Raw genomic sequence first — 15,895 nt, forward strand, 5'->3', positions numbered from 1 at the left:
CTCCTCTAGGGGACTGTCCCGTTGCGGCCACACCCTCTCCCCAGCCCTCTCCCGCAAGCGGGAGAGGGGGCGCACCTGTGCTGTGGCGCGCAGCGGTCATTCGAGCTCGATCACGAAGGGGCGGCCCTCGACCATCATCGCGCCCGGGCCCATCTCGTCGAGCGCGCGCAGCATCCGGCCGTTGCGTCCCAATGCCCGATCGGCGAGGCTGACGATGCGCCGGTTCGGCGAGGCGATCGGCGAGGCTGCGCGGATCTTGCGGGCGATCTCGATCTCGTCACGATTCGGGTTGAGTGCGCACACCGCTGCAAACGCGCTCGCGGTGGAGCGGCTGATGCCGGCGTAGCAATGCACCACGAGCGGCGCAGAGCGGTCCCAGCCGCGCACGAAGTTCAGCACCTGTTCGATATGCGTTTCCGACGGCGCGACGAAGCCGTCCATCTCCTCGGTGATGTCGTCCATCGACACCTTGAGATGGTTGGCCGGCAACACCGACACCGGCCGCGCCACCTGCTCGACATTGGCCATCACGGTCAGCACGTGGCTGGCCTTGGTGAGGCGGACGGTTTCGGGAAGCGCGGCGAGGGAACAGACGTGGATCATGATGGACCTTTTTGCCGCGGATTATAGCGAGCGATCATAGGGTGAGCAAAGCGCTTCAACGCGGTCGTCCCGCCCCGTCCGCAATTGCGCACTCGGCCGGGACGAGGGCGGAGTTGGATGCGCCGCCAGCCTACGGCGATGCTACGCGAACACCGCGCCGAACCGCTCCAGAAACTGCTTTTCGGCCCGCGCCGCGGTCCAGGGCGTCAGGTAGTCGCGCCGGACGCTGTCGGAGAGGTCGGGATCCTTGCCGAACAGGCGGCGCGCCTCGCTCTCGCTGAAGCCGGCAAGCTCGGTCGCTTCCAGATAGGCCGCGCCGCGATCGGCGGCCTTGATGGCCTGCGTGATCTCGTCCGGCAGCTCCGGCGGCAGGCCGAAGCGGATATGGATGGCGCCGAGCAGGCGTTTCTCGACCGCCTTGTAATGGCCATCGAGCACCGCCTTGAACGGAGAGATCATGTCGCCGATCACATATTCGGGCGCATCGTGCAGCAGCGCCGCAAGCCGCATGCGCTGATCGACGCCCGGCATCTCGTGCCGCATCACGGTTTCCACCAGCAACGTGTGCTGCGCGACCGAGAAGATATGTGCGCCTGTCGTCTGCCCGTTCCAGCGCGCCACCCGCGCCAAGCCATGTGCGATGTCGGCGATCTCGATATCGAGCGGAGAGGGGTCGAGCAGGTCGAGCCGCCGGCCGGACAGCATGCGCTGCCAGGCGCGGGACTGCGCATCGTGCGCGGTCTTCTTCGCCGTCATTTGTCCCTAAGGCGCGGCTTGCGCTGCGTCTTGCCGCAGGTCGCGTGGCAATGGCAGTCGACGAGATGGTCGTTGACCATGCCCGTCGCCTGCATGAAGGCATAGACGATGGTCGGGCCGACGAACTTGAAGCCGCGCGAGGACAGCTCCTTGGAGATCTGCACGGACAGCGGCGTCGAGGCCGGCACGCTCGCGGTGGTCTTGAAATGGTTGACCTTGGGCTTCCCGTCCATGAAGTCCCACAGCAGCTTCGAGAAGCCGGGTCCCTTCTCCATGATACCGAGATACGACTTCGCGCTCAGGATCGTGCCGTCGATCTTGGCCCTGTTGCGCACGATGCCGGCGTCGTTCATCAGCGCATGCACCTTCTTCTCGTTGTAGCGCGCTATCTTCTCTGGCTGGAAATCGTCGAAGGCTTTGCGGAAATTGTCGCGCTTGCGCAGGATCGTGATCCAGGACAGGCCGGCCTGGAAACCGTCGAGGATCAGCTTCTCATAGAGCGCGCGGTCGTCATATTCCGGCACGCCCCATTCGGTGTCGTGATAGGCGACATATAGCGGATCTTCGCCGGGCCAGGGGCAACGCGTCTTTCCGTCGGGATGCAGGCGAGGGGCGCGGCTCATGCGATGGGTTGCTTGGTTGGAATGCGCACGCTCTCGGGTTCTGCGAGCGTCAGTTCGAGGCCGCCGGCGGTGAGCGGCTGGCCGGCGTCGAGAGCGTCCGCAACGCGGTCGATGCGCACCAGCGCGATGCCTTTACCGCCCGCCGTCGAGCCGATGGTGCCGACTTGCTTGTCGCCGGCGAGAATGGTTGCTCCGGCCTCGGGCGAGGGACCGTCAAGCAGCACCTTGACGCTGCGGGTGCGCGCGGTGCCGCGATGCTGCATGCGCGAGACGACCTCTTGGCCGACATAGCAACCCTTGTCGAAATCGACGCCGGCGAGCCGGTCCATATTGGTTTCGTGCGGGAACGCGTCGCCGTACATGAAGTCCAGCCCGCCGCGCGGAACGCCGAGCGCGATGCGGTGGGACTCATACTCGGTGGCCTCGACGAGCTCTGCGTCGATCAGATCGGACAGCTTCTGCCCGAGATCCTCGGGGATCAGGATGCGATAGCCGAGCTCGCCATTGCGCGGATCGGCAAAGGCAAGGTCCGGCTGCGCCGCGAGTGGGCCACCCCAGGCTGCGAGCACGCCGAGACTGTCCGACAGGTTTTCCACCGTGACCTTGGCGCGCAGCTTGTAGAATTTCAGCTTGGTGGCGAATGTTTCCGCCAACGCCTTCGGGCAGTCGATCAGGAACCCGCCGCCATGGCCGGCGGGGACCTCCGTGATCAGGAAATCGACGATGATCTTGCCCTGCGGCGTCAGCAGCGCGCCGAATCGGCCCAGGCCCGGCTTGAGCCTGTCGAGGTCGGTCGTGATGAGGCCGTTGAGGAAGTTGCGCGCATCCTCGCCCGCGACCTTGACCACACCCCGGTCGGGAAGAAACGCTGATTTCATGCGAAAATCTCTTGCGACATGTTGCTCCGGAACGTAAGCCCGCAAGGCAAAAACGACAAGACCTCGAGCCCTGCGCTTGGGGATGAGAGAGGCCCTTTGCCATGACCCAGCGTTTCGACGTGATCCTCAAAGGCGGCACCGTGGTCAACCAGGACGGCGAGGGTGTTCGCGATATCGGCATCAGCAATGGTCGCATTGCCGAGCTGGGTCCGCTGTCGCAAGGCTCAGCTGCCGAGGTGGTCGACTGCAAGGGCCTCCACATCCTGCCCGGCGTGATGGACACGCAGGTGCATTTCCGCGAGCCCGGGCTGGAGCAGAAGGAAGACCTCGAGACCGGCTCGCGCAGCGCCGTCATGGGCGGCGTCACCGCCGTGTTCGAGATGCCGAATACGTCTCCATTGACGGTGACCGAGGCCACCTTCACCGACAAGGTCAAGCGCGCCCATCACCGCATGCATTGCGATTTCGCCTTCTTCATCGGCGGCACCCGCGAGAACGTGCAGGATTTGCCGGTGCTCGAACGGGCGCCGGGCTGCGCCGGCGTCAAGGTTTTCATCGGCTCCTCGACCGGCGCGCTGCTGGTCGAGGACGACGAAAGCCTACGCCGCATCTTCCAGGTGATCCGCCGCCGCGCCGCCTTCCATGCTGAGGACGAGTATCGCCTCAACGACCGTAAATCGCTGCGCATCGAGGGCGATGCGCGCTCGCATCCGGTCTGGCGCGACGAGACCGCGGCACTGATGGCGACGGAGCGGCTGGTGAAGCTGGCGCATGAGACGGGGAAGCGCATCCACGTGCTACACATCTCCACCAAGGAGGAGATCGAGTTCCTGCGCGATCACAAGGACGTCGCCTCCTGCGAGGCGACGCCGCATCATCTCACGCTGGTCGCGCCCGAATGCTACGAGCGGCTCGGCACGCTGGCGCAGATGAACCCGCCGGTGCGCGGCGCAGATCATCGCGCCGGCATCTGGCGCGGCATCGAGCAGGGCATCATCGACGTGCTCGGCTCGGATCATGCGCCGCATACGCTTGAAGAGAAGTCGAAGACCTATCCGGCCTCGCCCTCGGGCATGACCGGCGTGCAGACGCTGGTGCCTGTCATGCTCGATCACGTCAACGCCGGCCGGCTATCGCTGGCAAGGTTCGTCGATCTCACCAGTGCCGGCCCCGCGCGTCTTTACAACATGGCCTGCAAGGGCCGTATCGCCGCCGGCTACGATGCCGACTTCACCATCGTCGACCTCAAGCGCAGCGAGACCATCACCAATAAATGGGTGGCGTCCAAGGCCGGCTGGACGCCCTATGACGGCGTGCGCGTGACGGGCTGGCCCGTCGGCACCTTCATCCGCGGCCGCCGCGTGATGTGGCAGGGCGAGCTGGTGACGCCCTCGCAAGGCGAGCCGGTGCGGTTTCTGGAGACGCTGAGGCAGTAGTGGACGGACGCATGGCGTACCCGTGCTCGTCATTGCGAGGAGCTCTTGCGACGAAGCAATCCAGACTACCTCCAAGGATTCTGGACTGCTTCGCTGCGCTCGCAATGACCGGGAGGGGCCTGCGCTTCCTCTGAATCGGCAGTCGTAGACCGCTTGAGCGCAGCGATATGCGGGGTTTCGCTTGAGGGATCCCCGGGTTTCGCTACGCTCACCCGGGCTACGGTCTTGTAACGCGAGGCGATAATGTCCCGGCCATCACCCCTGATCACCACCGAGCAGCTCGCCGCCATCCTCGGCGGTCCCAATCTGCGCCTCTACGACTGCACGACCTACAACGAGCCGGTGCCGCCGGGCAGCGACGTGCCCTATCGCGCTGTGCCCGGCGACAAGACGTTCGCCGCGGGCCACATCCCAGGCGCCGATTTCCTCGATCTGCAAGGCGAGTTCTCCGACACCTCGGCAGAGCAGTTCTTCATGATGCCCGATGTGGCTCAGCTCGAGGCCGCCTTCGGCCGCCACGGTCTCGATGCGGGCAAGACCATCGTGCTCTACAGCATCGGCACGATGATGTGGTCGACGCGGTTCTGGTGGATGCTGCGCTCGCTCGGCGTCGATGCGCGTGTGCTCGATGGCGGTTTCGACAAATGGAAGGCGGAGGGACGGCCGGTCGAGACGGGCGCGGCGAAGGGATATCCGGCGACGACATTCAAGGCCACACCGCGCCCAGGCTTCTTCGTCGACAAGAACATCGTGAAGGCGCGGATCGGCGATCCCGCGACCGTCATCGTCAACGCGCTCGCTCCGCAGTTTCATCAGGGTCTCGAGCCGAGCCGCTACGGCCGGCCCGGCCGCGTTCCCGGCAGTGTCAACGTTCCCGCCGCGACGCTCACCAATGCCGACAAGACGCTGACGACGCTTGCGGATGCCGCGGCGAAATTCGCGACCCAGGGCGTCACGCGGGATAAGAATGTTATCCTCTATTGCGGCGGCGGTATCTCGGCCACGATCGATCTGCTGCTACTGACGCAACTCGGCTACGACAGGCTGACGCTCTACGATGCCTCAATGGGCGAGTGGGCGAGGGATCCCGCGCTGCCGATCGAGGCGGACTAAGGGGACCCGCCAGGAGAGCGCAAGAAAGTCGGGAACCTTTCCCCTGGGCTCGCATCCAATGTCTGGATGAAGGGAAACAGGTGATCGCCCATGCAACGGACCGCAGCCGGCCTGTCCGCCGATGCCAGGACACCGGAAGCCGAGCTGATCGATCGTGCCCGGAGCCGCGACGAGGCGGCGTTGCGCGAGATCATGCAGGCCAACAACCGCAGGCTCTACCGACTCGCGCGCGGAATCCTGCGCAGCGACAGCGAGGCGGAGGACGTGGTGCAGGAAACCTACGTCCGCGCCTTTACCCATCTCGATGGCTTCCGCGGCGAATCTGGATTGTCGACCTGGCTGTCACGAATTGCCATCAACGAGGCGCTTGGCCGGGCGCGAAGTGCAAAGCCTCAGGTCGAGTTCGACTCGGTATCCGAAGCTGCGCTCGAGGCACAGATCATCAAGTTTCCCGTTTCTCCCGCAGGCGATCCGGAAAGGACCATGGCCCAACGTGAGATCCAGCGCGTCGTCGAACGCGCCATCGACGAACTGCCGGATGTCTTCCGCATGGTATTCGTCGCGCGCGTCATGGAGGGCATGAACATCGAGGAGACCGCCGATCTGCTCGGCGTGAAGCCTGAGACCGTGAAGACGCGGCTGCATCGCGCCCGCACCATGCTGCGCGAGAATGTCGAGAAGGAGATCGGTCCGGTGATGATGAATGCGTTTCCGTTCGCCGGCTGGCGCTGCGAGCGCCTGACCGCGTCAGTGCTGAAGCGGCTCGGCATTGGCGGCTGAAATTTTCGGGAACGTTTACGCGAAGATCCCATCCAACGCCTGTGAAGCAACGCCGGCAAACCGACCGGCAGCACAGGAGTGTCAAACATGTTTACCCGATGGAGCGCGGCCATCGCCGCAGCAATTCTGTTGTCGAGCCCGGCGCTGCTTCGAGGCGCGAACGCCGCCGACAAGCCCACCGATCCGCAGATTGCCCACATCGCCTACACTGCGGGCGTGATCGACATCAACGCGGCCAAGCAGGCGCAGAAGAAGGCCAAGAACAAGGACGTGAAAGCATTTGCCGAGGACATGCTGCGCGACCACGAGGCCGTGAATAAGCAGGCGCTCGCGCTGGTCAAGAAGCTGAACGTCACGCCCGAAGACAACGGCACCAGCAAGGCATTGTCGAAGCAGGCGAGCGACAAGCTGGCCGAGCTCGACAAGCTGGAGGGTGCGGCCTTCGACAAGGCCTATGTCGCGAACGAGGTCGCCTACCACAAGGCGGTCAACGGCGCGCTGGAGACCCAGCTCATTCCGTCTGCCAGCAATGCCGAGCTGAAGAGCCTGTTGCAGACCGGCCTGAAAATATTCCAGGGCCACCAGCAGCACGCCGAGCACGTCGCGGCCGAGCTGAAATAGGGAGCGCAAATGAGACCAGGACGCCTCGCTGCGACCGCGCTCGCGGTCGTCTTCCTGTCGATGACCGTCCCGGCGCACGCCGCGACTATCGAGATCACGATGGAGAATCTCGTGATCTCGCCGGCGGAGGTAACGGCGAAGGTCGGCGACACCATCTCATGGATCAACAAGGACGTCTTCGCGCACACCGCCACGGCGAAGAACGGCGATTTCGACGTGACACTGCCGGAGAAGAAGTCGGCGACATCAGTTCTGAAGAAGGCCGGAATGGTCGAGTATTACTGCCGCTATCATCCCAACATGAAAGCGACGCTCAAGGTTGAGCCGTGAAGAGGAGGGCGCGCGTTCCCGGCTCCATCGGGAACATGTCCCGGTCATCGCGAGACTAATGCTCGTCTGCGTTCGATCGCTTCCGTGCGATAAAGGCGGCAGACTTCGCGACGCCTTTCGCAAAGTCATTCATCCGTAGACTGGCCCCGCCCATGTGGCGGGGTCATTTTCGAGAAGGGCTTACTACTGCCTTGCGAGGCTGACCGAGAATTCGCCGTTGCGGATGCGGCCGGGAAAGCCCTCGACGAATTTCGCCACCGCGTCCTCGCCATACGTTCCGACCAACTCGGCAAAGGCCGCGAACAGGCTCGCCTGCGCCAGGCAGTCGCCATCGACGCCGTCATGGCGCGCTTCGGCCCAGGCTTCGTTGAGATAGCTCAGTGCGGCCTGTTTCTGCTCGTGATCGGGCAGTGGCGCGCGGGCGGGGGCGTAGGAAATCGGCTGGCTCATGAAACTCGGTCAGGGCTGGGGCGCGATCCACGGCGATGCGCTGTGCGAGAGGTGTAGCACGGGCGTTAACGACCGCTAGGCCACATCTTTAAGAACGGTTAACGGCTGTGAACAAAGTCGATGACAGGGTGCCAGCCGCACGCGCCACAGCCCAACCCTCATGGTGAGGAGCGTGCGAAGCAGCGTCTGCCCGCGGCCGGAAGAGATGAGCTCAGTTCGCGTAGCGCGCCGTCAGATCCCGCGAGATCTTCGAGCCTTCCTCGATATAGCGGCGGATCGCGACTGTCGCCGCCGGCGTGCAGCTCCGGTAGGTCTGCTGAAAGCCGTTATAGCCGCGGTTGAAACCGGCGATCATGCGGGAGCGGCGCTCGCCCGAGGGTGTTTCGGCATCGATCAGCGCCTGCATCTCGTTGCGCCATTTGTTGCCCTCGTTGGACCCGCAGATGCCGCGCAGATAATGCAGCCCGCCGAGGATCTCGGCCAGCCGCTGCAGGTCGCCGTCAAACGGCGCCGCCACGCCCTGGGCCCGGGCAGGCACGCAGGCGCAGGCGAGAATCAGGGCAAAAATGGCCAGAAATCGCGTGAACATCGGCGGCTGTATGCCCCCTTGGGGCGGTGGACGCAAGGCGGGGCGTCAGGGTCCGATCAGACGCGCAGCGGACTGGATGACCTCCTCCAGTCCTCCGGTCAGCTTGAGGTCGCCGAGGCCCGCCAGGGCATCCGGGGCGATCCAGCGGTAGTCGTCGAGCTCGTCGTTCAGAGCCGGCTCCTTGGCCACCCAGCGGGCGGCAAAGGACATGATCAGATAATGGCCGGCACCGGCCGAAGCCGGCAGCACCTCGCGCCAGCCGGCAAGGCCGACGATGTCGATGGCAAGCCCGGTTTCCTCGTCCACTTCACGCAGCAGGGCCTGGTGCAGCGATTCGCCGAATTCGACCCGGCCCCCGGGCAGCGAATAGAACCCTTTGGCGGGCGAGCGGGCGCGGCGGGTCAGCAGCACCTTGCCGTCGCGGAAAATCGCGGCACTGACTGCGATCTGGGGATGGGATGGCTTAACTGCCGATACCACGGCTCAGTTCGCCATGATGGTGTCGATGTCGGCCTCCGCGCCGCCATTGATGATGCCGCCGCAGGCCGCGATCAGCGGCTTGACCCAGGCCGTGGCCTGCTCGGCGAGCCGCACGCGCGTCGTGTCCTTCTCGACCTCGCGCATGGCCGACCCGACCGCGGTCAGGATCGAGGTCATGGTGTCCGTGATATGGTCGAACTGCGCGCGCACGCTGGGATCGGCCTTCTCATAGGCTTCGATGGCCAGATCCCGGGCCTTGAAATTCGACGCCGTGAAATGCTCGGCATAGGACAGCGGCGACCAGGTCAAAAAGTCTTCCGCACATTCCGGCATGTCAGGGACCATTTCCAGCAGCATCACCGCTTCATTGAAATGGTTGAGATAGTCGGTGGCAAGCCCGGTCCGCGGGTTGATATTGGCCACGCGCAGCCGTTCGGCCCAGGCGGCCGCCTCGGGGCCCGTCTGTACATGCGTCCGCGCGGGTTGGGAGGCCATTGAGCTCATCGGCCGCAGTGTTAACGTTCGGGGTTAAAAGGACCTGAACGGACCCTATATAGACGGCCTGATATAGACGGTTTGGGATGTGTGGACGCTTCGTCATAACTTCGGCCCCCGCGGCTTTGCGGCAACTGTTCGGCTATGTCGAGCAGCCCAACTTCCCGCCCCGGTACAATGTCGCCCCGACACAACCGATTCCGGTCGTATGGATCGAGAACGGCGCGCGGCATTTCCGCCTGATGCGCTGGGGCCTGTTGCCGACCTGGGTCAAGGATCCCCGCGGGTTCACGCTCCTCATCAACGCCCGCTCCGAGACAATTCTCGGGAAGCCTGCCTTCAAGAAGGCGATCCGGCGTCGGCGCGGGCTGATCCCCGCGGACGGCTATTACGAATGGAAGACGGAGGGCGGCCGCAAGCAGCCGTTCTTCATTCACCGCGCCGACGGCGCGCCGCTCGGTTTCGCCGCGGTGTTCGAGACCTGGATGGGGCCGAACGGCGAGGAGCTCGACACGGTCGCGATCGTCACGGCGGCGGCGGGCGAGGATCTCGCCGCGCTGCATGACCGCGTTCCCGTCACCATCAGCCCGCGCGATTTCGAACGCTGGCTCGACAGTCGCGGCGACGAGGTCGATGCCATCCTGCCGCTGCTGACCGCCCCGCGCATCGGCGAGTTCGCCTGGCACCCGGTCTCCACCCGCGTCAACCGCGTCGCCAATGACGACGAGCAGCTGGTGTTGCCGATCAGCGCGGAGGAGATGGAGGCGGAGGCCGAGGCGGCCAAGCCGAAGAAGGTGGTGCGGAAGGTTGCGGCGAACTCGGCGGATGATGGGCAGGGGTCGTTGTTTTGATCACTGGTGCCGTAGGGTGGGCAAAGCGAAGCGTGCCCACCATCGCGCGCCCAGCACATGTGAGATGGTGGGCACGGCGCGTTGCGCCTTTGCCCACCCTACGGCGGCGGAGTTTTACACAATCTCCCTCGCTCTCAGCTCCGCGATCTCCGCAGCATCGAGCCCCAGCTCGCCCAGCACCGCATCCGTATCCGCCCCGAGCTCCGGCGCCATGCGGTCCAGTCTGCCGCCGCCATGGGCGAGCTTGAATCCGCTGCCGGCGAAGCGCAGCCGGCCGTAGGGCGTATCCAGCTCTTGAATGGCACCTCGCGCGGCAATCTGCGGATGGTCGATCACCTCCTCGACCTTCCAGATGCTGGCGCAGGGCGCGCCGGCGTCTTCCAGGATCGTCTCCCATTCGCGCGCCGGTTTTGCCGCCAGCGCCTCCTCGATGATGGCGCGCAGCGCCGGCTCGTTCTCGTTGCGGGAGAACCAGTCGGCGAAACGCGGATCGGTCAGCGTGTCCTCGCGGCCGAGCGCTGACATCAGCGCGCGATACTGCTTCTCGTTGTTGACGGCGAGCAGGATGTGGCCGTCACCGCATTTGAACAGATTGGCCGTGGTCCTGCGGCTCACCGCCTGGTTGCCTGACAATTGCTGGCGATGGCCGGCGACCGACCAATCCGCGATCTGGCCCGAAAGGAACGCCAGCGTCGCCTCCAGCATGGAGACGTCGATCAGTTGGCCCTTGCCGGTGCGGTCGCGCTGGTACAACGCGCTCGACACGCCGAAGGCGGCCGTCGCGCCCGAGAGCACGTCGCATACCGCAAAGCCGGCGCGCGTCGGCCCAGTCTCGGGATGGCCGGTGATCGCCATGATGCCCGACAGCGCCTGCATCTTGCCGTCATAGCCGGGCCGCAGGCGGTCGGGTCCGGTCTGGCCGAAGCCTGAGACCGCGCAATAGATCAGCTTTGGATTGATCGCGGAGAGCGCCTCATAGCCGATGCCGAGCTTGTCCATCACGCCGGGACGGAAATTCTCCATGACGACGTCAACCTGCGCCGCGAGCTTCTTCACGATCGCGATCGCCTCGGGCTTCTGCAAATCCAGCGTCAGGCTGCGCTTGTTGCCGTTGACGGCCTGGAATGCCGGCGCGAGGCCGCGCTCGGCCCATTCGCGTGAGAGCGGCGTGCGGCGCATGTCCTCGCCCTCGCGCCGCTCGACCTTGATGACGTCGGCCCCCAGCAGCGCGAGCTGGTAGCTCGCATAGGGGCCGGCCAGCACTTGCGTGAAGTCCAGGATCTTCACGCCCTCGAAAGGTCGCGTCACGTCGCTCTCCCAGCTTGTTCTGATTGTTGGACGACGTCAGGCGGCGCGGTTGCCGCGCGCGATCTCCTTCTGCTTGTCGAATTCTGAGCGGCGGCGCGCCAGTTCCTCGGGCGAGAGTTGCGCGACGTTGTTGTAGTCGAGCTTCCAGGACGCGTCCTCGCTCCAGCGCAGCGGCGACTGCATCGTCGTCTGCGGGCCGCTCGCGCTCTCCAGCAGTTTCAAGGCCAGCTCGAGCGTCTGCGCCTGCGAGGCGATGTCGTGCGGCTTGCCGGCGGAATTGCCGAGCGGGAAGTCCGAGAACAGGAAGCGCGGCACCGCCGCGTGCTCGATGATGTCCTTGGCGCAGCCCATGATCACGGTGGCGATGCCATTTCGTTCCAGATGCCGTGCCACCAGCGCCGTGGTCTGATGACAGACCGGGCAGTTCGGCACCAGCACGGCGACGTCGACCTTGTCGGCCAGGCAGCGCGCCAGGATCTCCGGCGCGTCGGTGTCGAGCGTGACCCGATGGCTGCGGTTGGTCGGCGCGCCGAAGAAGCGCGGGGCGACCTCGCCGATTCGCCCCGCAGCGCTCGCTTTCAGCAGTTGTGGCAGCGGAAACCAGGTGCCGTTGTCGGTCGCCGCGGTGTGCTTGCGGTCGTAGCCGATATGCGAGATGCGCAGGTCGTGCGACTTCGACGTGTCGCCGTCATAGACTTGGTAGAATTTCGCAGCTCCATTATACGCCGCGCCCGGTCCCTGGTCGCCCTTGGCGGGATCGAACGGCGCAGCGGTGGTGATGATCGTCACGCGTGACTGCGACAACGGCTTCTTCAGCGGCTGAAACGGCGCTTCGGTGTAGTGCGCCCAGCGATACGGCGTGGTGTAGCCGATCGCCGCGTAGTAATCGCGCGTGCGCTGCATGTAAGGGACGGGAGCATCATAGTCGGGCGCAAAGCCGAATTCGTCGTCGCGCGGAGCGGACATGGGCGCGTCTCCTGGTTCTTGGTTGGAGCCAGAGTAGAGATAGTTTTCGCGTTGCTCAACGGGGGCGGGGGGGGGTACGCAGGCCTGAATTGCAGATGTGGATGGTGCAGCGTCGGCGCTGCTTCGCGAACTGACGGTAGAAAGTCCTCGCTGATGACGAGCGTGATTCGGGATCGCTAGTTGCGAGTAGCGATCGGTTGCGTGCCTTGTTGGCCGGATATCCTGGTACGCCATCGCTCTTCAAAGGTGTCGGATTCTTCCAGTGCCAACGCTTGCGCATCTAAGGGATTGCCGGGTTTGCCAGCTATGACAACGCCATCAGCTTTTTCGCGAGAACTGGGTCCGGAGGAGGCCTCTGTCGGCCACGCCAGCAACGATTTCGAGAGCATGGGCTTGCCCGCGTACCAGCACTTTCGTCCGTCGATGAGACGATAGGACCACCATTGCCCTTGCGGATTTGCCGGCATCGCGGCGGCGCATTGCTGCTTAGCATGCACGCTTGTCATGTCGAATGATGAGAGCGCAGCAGTGCAAACGGCCAAAGCAAACGATTGAAGTGGCTTGCTCATGAGCAACTGCCTTGCTGCTGCAATCGACCTACAGCAACAATCAAGGCGGGGCATTCGAGAACTTCCACCAATTTTTCAAGGATGCACGCATTATCCTTGTGGCAGGGCCGAAGGTATTCTTCCAATATCAGTTGCGCTTCGCTAATCGCTTGCAGTGCCAATTGCTGATCAGTCATCCTGCTTACTCATCAACTAGTTGCGCTACGCGAATAGCGGACGCAGAAATCAAGTCAGCTTTGCGGAATATCCCCGCTCTTTTTTTCACTTTTTGTTTCAGCTTCTGACTTGCGGCGGTGGTGAGATACCGCTCGCCTGGAGCAAAGCGCCGTCACGCTAGGGAACACCGGCGTCCACGTTCTCGCAAGCTCACCTGAACACGTGCAGCGCCGCATATTGCAGCAGCATGATCGCCTTGGCGTCGATGATCCGTCCGTCCGCGATCATCGCCAGCGCCTCGTCGATGCCGAGCTCCAGCACCTCGATGTCCTCACCCTCGTGTTCAAGGCCACCGCCGTCGCTGACACGCATTTCCGGCTCGTACTCGGCGACGAAGAAGTGCACCTTCTCGGTGAGGGCGCCGGGGCTCATGAAGGCCTCGAACACCTTGTGGACATGGTGCAGGCGATAGCCGGTTTCCTCCTCGGCCTCGGCGCGGATGCGCATCTCAGGGTCGGCGTTGTCGAGCACGCCGGCGGCCGCCTCGATCAGGAGGTCTTTATAGCCGCGGATGAACGCCGGCAGGCGAAACTGCTTCACCAGGATCACCGTGCGCCGCGCGCGGTTGTAGGGCAGCACCGTGGCGGCGTTGTCGCGCTCATAGGTCTCGCGGTGCTGCGTCTGCCACTCGCCATTGGCGCGCCGGTATTCGAACGTGGTGTTCTTCAGCGGCGTCCAATTGTCGGAGAGCACGCGGACGTCCTTGATGCGGACGCGATCGGAAATGGTCATGGATCAATCTCAGTTACTTGGCATGGTCGCGCGGCCGTCGAGCCACTTCTGGAACATCACGGACGTCGAGAGCTCGAAGCCCAGCGATCCGTAGAACGCGTTGGCCTGCGCATTCTCGCGCCGGACCAGGAGCTGGAGCTTGGCGATGCCCGCACGCCGCAGCCAGTCCTCGGCAGCAGCCATGATGACGCGGCCGTAACCGCGCTTCTGGCAATCGGGATCGACCGCGACGTAATAGACCCAGCCGCGATGGCCATCATGGCCGACCATGACGGTCGCGACGATCGCGCCGTCGTCGCGGCCGAGGAGGATTGTCGAATTGTCGCGCCGCCGCGCCAGCGCGATGTCGGCATGCGGATCGTTCCAGGGCCGCGTCAGGCTGCAGCGCTGCCACAGCGCCACGACGTCCTCCACGTCGGCATCCCCGATCGCATCGATCGCGAGCGCGCTCACAGCACCTTCCCCGGATTCATGATGCCGTGCGGATCGAGCATCGCCTTGATCGACCGCATCAGCTCGATCGCGGTCTTGTCCTTCACCTCCGGCAGCTCGTCGCGCTTGAGCACGCCGATGCCGTGCTCGGCCGAGATCGAGCCGCCCATGCGCAGCACGATCTCGAACACCACCGCGTTCACATCGTGCCAGCGCGCCAGATAATCGGCGGTGTCGGCGCCGACCGGTTGGCTGACATTGTAGTGCAGATTGCCGTCGCCGAGATGGCCGAACGGCACCGGCCTTGCGCCGGGGATCAGCTTCACCACGGCGGTATCGGCCTCGGCGATGAAGTCAGGCACGGCGGCGATCGGCACCGAGATATCGTGCTTGATCGAACCGCCCTCCGGCTTCTGCGCCGCCGACATCTCCTCGCGCAGCTTCCAGAAATCGTTGCGCTGGGCGAGGCTCGCCGCGATCACGGCGTCGTCGACGATCTCCTCCTCCATGGCGCGGGTCAGGATCGTCTCCAGCGGCGTGCGGGCGTCCTCGCCGGGCGAAGACAATTCCATCAGCACGTACCAGGAATGCTTTGCCTCAAGCGGATCGCGCACGTCGATGCCGTGGCGGACCGAGAAGTCCACCGCCATCTCCGAGAGCAGCTCGAAGCTCGTCAGCGCGTTGGCGGCTTCGCTTTGCGCGATCGTCAGCAGCTTGAGCGCCGCCGCCGGCGATTTCAGGCCGACGAAGGCCGTCTCGATCGACCGCGGCTTCGGAAACAGCTTCAGCGTCGCCGCGGTGATGATGCCGAGCGTGCCTTCCGCGCCGATGAATAGGTTGTGCAGATTGTAGCCGGTGTTGTCCTTCTTCAGCTTCGAGAGCGTGTTCAGCACGCGCCCGTCGGCGAGCACCACTTCCAGCCCCAGCGCCATCTCGCGCGCCACGCCATAGGCCAGCGCGGCTGTGCCGCCGGCATTGGTCGAGAGATTGCCGCCGATGGTGCAGCTGCCCTCGGCGCCCAGCGACAGCGGAAACAGCCGGTCGACCTCCGATGCTTTCTGTTGCGCGATCTGCAGCACCACGCCGGCCTCACAGGTCATGGTGTTGGAGGCGGTGTCGACCTCGCGGATCTTGTCGAGCCGGCGCAGCGACACCACGACCTCGCCATTGTGCGGCGTCTGGCCGCCGACCAGCCCGGTGTTGCCGCCCTGCGGCACCAGCGCGATCCTGTGCTGTGAAGCGAGCTTGCAGATCTCCGAGACCTCGGCGGTCGAGCCCGGGCGCAGCACCAGCGGCGAGCGGCCGTGGAACAGATTGCGCTCCTCGGTGACGTAAGGCGCGATGTCGGTGGCATCGGTGATGGCGTGGCGCTCTCCGACGATCTTGCGGAATTGCGCGATCAGCTCGGGCGCAAGCGGCGGGATGGCTGGTTGGTTGATGTTCATGTCGTCTACTTCGCTCTCATCTTGCCGCGGCAGCCCGGCGCAGCCGGTCATTGATCGCTTCGCCCAGGCCTTCTTCCGGAATGGTCATCACCGCGATCGCGCGCGGGCTCTTCGCATCGAGGGCGCGAAGATAGCCGAACAGATTGGCGGCGGCTTCATCGAGATCACCTGTCAGCGACAGATCATGACGGCTGCGGCGGCCTCGATGCCCGGCATGCGATC

At 64.6% G+C, this 15,895-nt stretch carries 21 protein-coding genes and 1 pseudogene; 6 read left to right on the plus strand and 16 right to left on the minus strand.

Annotated elements, in window-relative coordinates; genetic code table 11:
* Positions 1-96 precede the first annotated feature (96 nt).
* The 4 genes from SE91_RS06950 to ygfZ form a co-directional block, all read right to left on the minus strand.
* Positions 97-603, minus strand: a complete 507-nt coding sequence (locus SE91_RS06950) for a tyrosine phosphatase family protein (RefSeq protein WP_061847052.1) — start codon at positions 601-603, stop codon at positions 97-99.
* A gap of 141 nt (positions 604-744) precedes the next feature.
* Positions 745-1,359, minus strand: a complete 615-nt coding sequence (locus SE91_RS06955; RefSeq protein ID WP_008562188.1) for a YfbR-like 5'-deoxynucleotidase — start codon at positions 1,357-1,359, stop codon at positions 745-747.
* Positions 1,356-1,982 (minus strand): DNA-3-methyladenine glycosylase I, encoded by a 627-nt coding sequence (locus tag SE91_RS06960; RefSeq protein WP_061847053.1) that lies wholly within the window; start codon positions 1,980-1,982, stop codon positions 1,356-1,358. Before SE91_RS06960 ends, SE91_RS06955 begins: the two co-directional genes overlap by 4 nt.
* The gene (gene ygfZ / locus SE91_RS06965; protein WP_061847054.1) at positions 1,979-2,860 is read right to left on the minus strand and encodes a CAF17-like 4Fe-4S cluster assembly/insertion protein YgfZ; all 882 of its coding nucleotides are present in this window, start codon (positions 2,858-2,860) and stop codon (positions 1,979-1,981) included. The genes SE91_RS06960 and ygfZ overlap by 4 nt, the downstream gene beginning before the upstream one ends.
* Before the next feature lie 101 nt (positions 2,861-2,961).
* Between ygfZ and SE91_RS06970 the strand changes: the two genes are divergently transcribed.
* The 5 genes from SE91_RS06970 to SE91_RS06990 all read left to right on the plus strand — a co-directional run bounded on the left by SE91_RS06970 (position 2,962) and on the right by SE91_RS06990 (position 7,140).
* A complete protein-coding gene (locus SE91_RS06970; RefSeq protein WP_061847055.1) occupies positions 2,962-4,296 on the plus strand; it encodes a dihydroorotase in 1,335 nt (444 codons plus the stop codon).
* A 243-nt stretch (positions 4,297-4,539) separates the two neighbouring features.
* Complete coding sequence (locus SE91_RS06975) at positions 4,540-5,409, plus strand: sulfurtransferase (protein ID WP_061847056.1); 870 nt, start codon at positions 4,540-4,542, stop codon at positions 5,407-5,409.
* 90 nt (positions 5,410-5,499) lie between these two features.
* Positions 5,500-6,189 carry an RNA polymerase sigma factor gene (locus SE91_RS06980; protein ID WP_061847057.1) on the plus strand — a complete coding sequence of 230 codons (690 nt, stop codon included), beginning with the start codon at positions 5,500-5,502 and terminating at the stop codon, positions 6,187-6,189.
* A gap of 87 nt (positions 6,190-6,276) precedes the next feature.
* On the plus strand, positions 6,277-6,810 hold the full coding sequence (locus SE91_RS06985; protein ID WP_061847058.1) for a DUF4142 domain-containing protein: 534 nt from the start codon (positions 6,277-6,279) through the stop codon (positions 6,808-6,810).
* Between the two features lie 9 nt (positions 6,811-6,819).
* Complete coding sequence (locus tag SE91_RS06990) at positions 6,820-7,140, plus strand: cupredoxin domain-containing protein (protein ID WP_061847059.1); 321 nt, start codon at positions 6,820-6,822, stop codon at positions 7,138-7,140.
* 183 nt (positions 7,141-7,323) lie between these two features.
* Here the strand turns inward: SE91_RS06990 and SE91_RS06995 are convergent, their stop codons facing one another.
* From SE91_RS06995 to SE91_RS07010, 4 genes are all read right to left on the minus strand, one after another.
* On the minus strand, positions 7,324-7,590 hold the full coding sequence (locus SE91_RS06995) for a hypothetical protein (RefSeq protein ID WP_008562226.1): 267 nt from the start codon (positions 7,588-7,590) through the stop codon (positions 7,324-7,326).
* Between the two features lie 211 nt (positions 7,591-7,801).
* Entirely contained in the window at positions 7,802-8,179 is a 378-nt protein-coding gene (locus SE91_RS07000; RefSeq protein ID WP_008562229.1) for a TIGR02301 family protein, read from the minus strand.
* A gap of 45 nt (positions 8,180-8,224) precedes the next feature.
* Positions 8,225-8,659, minus strand: a complete 435-nt coding sequence (locus tag SE91_RS07005) for an NUDIX hydrolase (protein WP_061847060.1) — start codon at positions 8,657-8,659, stop codon at positions 8,225-8,227.
* Positions 8,660-8,662: 3 nt separating this feature from the next.
* Positions 8,663-9,163 (minus strand): hypothetical protein, encoded by a 501-nt coding sequence (locus SE91_RS07010; protein ID WP_060736716.1) that lies wholly within the window; start codon positions 9,161-9,163, stop codon positions 8,663-8,665.
* A gap of 77 nt (positions 9,164-9,240) precedes the next feature.
* On the opposite strand from SE91_RS07010, the gene SE91_RS07015 reads away from it, so the two are divergent.
* Positions 9,241-10,005, plus strand: coding sequence for an SOS response-associated peptidase (locus SE91_RS07015; protein WP_061847061.1), 765 nt, complete (start codon positions 9,241-9,243; stop codon positions 10,003-10,005).
* 114 nt (positions 10,006-10,119) lie between these two features.
* On the opposite strand, the gene SE91_RS07020 is transcribed toward SE91_RS07015, so the two are convergent.
* The 8 genes and pseudogenes from SE91_RS07020 to SE91_RS37505 form a co-directional block, all read right to left on the minus strand.
* A complete protein-coding gene (locus SE91_RS07020; RefSeq protein WP_061847062.1) occupies positions 10,120-11,313 on the minus strand; it encodes a CaiB/BaiF CoA transferase family protein in 1,194 nt (397 codons plus the stop codon).
* A gap of 36 nt (positions 11,314-11,349) precedes the next feature.
* A complete protein-coding gene (locus tag SE91_RS07025) occupies positions 11,350-12,279 on the minus strand; it encodes a glycine/sarcosine/betaine reductase selenoprotein B family protein (protein WP_060736715.1) in 930 nt (309 codons plus the stop codon).
* A 176-nt stretch (positions 12,280-12,455) separates the two neighbouring features.
* A complete protein-coding gene (locus tag SE91_RS07030; protein ID WP_245318384.1) occupies positions 12,456-12,848 on the minus strand; it encodes a hypothetical protein in 393 nt (130 codons plus the stop codon).
* Positions 12,845-13,024 carry a hypothetical protein gene (locus tag SE91_RS35110; RefSeq protein ID WP_082813680.1) on the minus strand — a complete coding sequence of 60 codons (180 nt, stop codon included), beginning with the start codon at positions 13,022-13,024 and terminating at the stop codon, positions 12,845-12,847. The genes SE91_RS07030 and SE91_RS35110 overlap by 4 nt, the downstream gene beginning before the upstream one ends.
* A 190-nt stretch (positions 13,025-13,214) precedes the next feature.
* Positions 13,215-13,796 (minus strand): NUDIX hydrolase, encoded by a 582-nt coding sequence (locus SE91_RS07035; protein WP_061847063.1) that lies wholly within the window; start codon positions 13,794-13,796, stop codon positions 13,215-13,217.
* 9 nt (positions 13,797-13,805) lie between these two features.
* Positions 13,806-14,249: a GNAT family acetyltransferase gene (locus SE91_RS07040; RefSeq protein WP_061847064.1), complete on the minus strand. Its 444-nt coding sequence runs from the start codon at positions 14,247-14,249 to the stop codon at positions 13,806-13,808.
* Positions 14,246-15,673 carry an FAD-binding oxidoreductase gene (locus tag SE91_RS07045; protein ID WP_061851021.1) on the minus strand — a complete coding sequence of 476 codons (1,428 nt, stop codon included), beginning with the start codon at positions 15,671-15,673 and terminating at the stop codon, positions 14,246-14,248. The genes SE91_RS07040 and SE91_RS07045 overlap by 4 nt, the downstream gene beginning before the upstream one ends.
* Before the next feature lie 16 nt (positions 15,674-15,689).
* Positions 15,690-15,895: pseudogene (locus tag SE91_RS37505) on the minus strand (Sua5 family C-terminal domain-containing protein); the annotation flags it as partial.

It is taken from the genome of Bradyrhizobium sp. DOA1 (genome assembly GCF_001593325.1).
Lineage (GTDB): Bacteria > Pseudomonadota > Alphaproteobacteria > Rhizobiales > Xanthobacteraceae > Bradyrhizobium.